Annotated in this window: 1 protein-coding gene; it reads left to right on the top strand. The window is 66.9% G+C overall.

From position 1 onward, the window contains the following. Positions 1–680: ABC transporter ATP-binding protein (locus EN750_RS37585; protein ID WP_210212810.1), on the top strand; the 680-nt coding region annotated here is incomplete at both ends.

Below are 680 nucleotides of genomic sequence, written 5' to 3'. Positions count from 1 at the left end.
TGTCGAGAGTGACCGGCTCACCGCCGTCCATCTGTCGCGCCGCTATGCCGGCGTCGTCGCCGTCGACGACGTCAGGCTGGATTTCGAGACCGACAGCATCACCGGCATCATCGGCCCCAATGGCGCCGGCAAGACGACGCTGCTCAACATGCTGGCTGGTGATATCAAGCCGAGTGCCGGCACCGTGTCGGTGGGTGGCGTGGTCCGGCAGGCTTCGGCCTTCCGCTTCGCCCGCTCCGGCGTTGCCCGCACCTTCCAGAACACCCGCGTCTTCCCGCACATGACCGTGCTCGAAAATGTCGTCGTCGCCGCCCGCCAGGTGGAGCCGGATCTTGGCCATGCCGAGGCGGCGGCAATGGGTGAACTTGCGCGCATGGGGCTGGAGAGATTTGCCGATCAACCGGCCGCCAGGCTTGCCTACGGCCAGCGCCGTCGGCTCGAAGTGGCACGTGCACTGGCGTTGAAGCCGCGCTTCCTGCTGCTCGACGAGCCGGCCGCCGGCATGAACGCCGTCGAGACCGCCGAACTGGTTTCGATCCTCTCGACAGTCCGCACCGAGCGCCGCATCGGCGTCGTCCTGATCGAACACGACATGCGGCTGGTGATGAACCTGTGCGAGCGCATCGTCGTCATCGATCATGGCCGCGTCATCGCCGACGGCACGCCGGGCGATGTCCAGA

The organism is Mesorhizobium sp. M7A.F.Ca.ET.027.03.2.1, from assembly GCF_003999175.1.
Taxonomy (GTDB): domain Bacteria; phylum Pseudomonadota; class Alphaproteobacteria; order Rhizobiales; family Rhizobiaceae; genus Mesorhizobium.
This window is presented reverse-complemented; position numbering and strand designations above follow the sequence as displayed.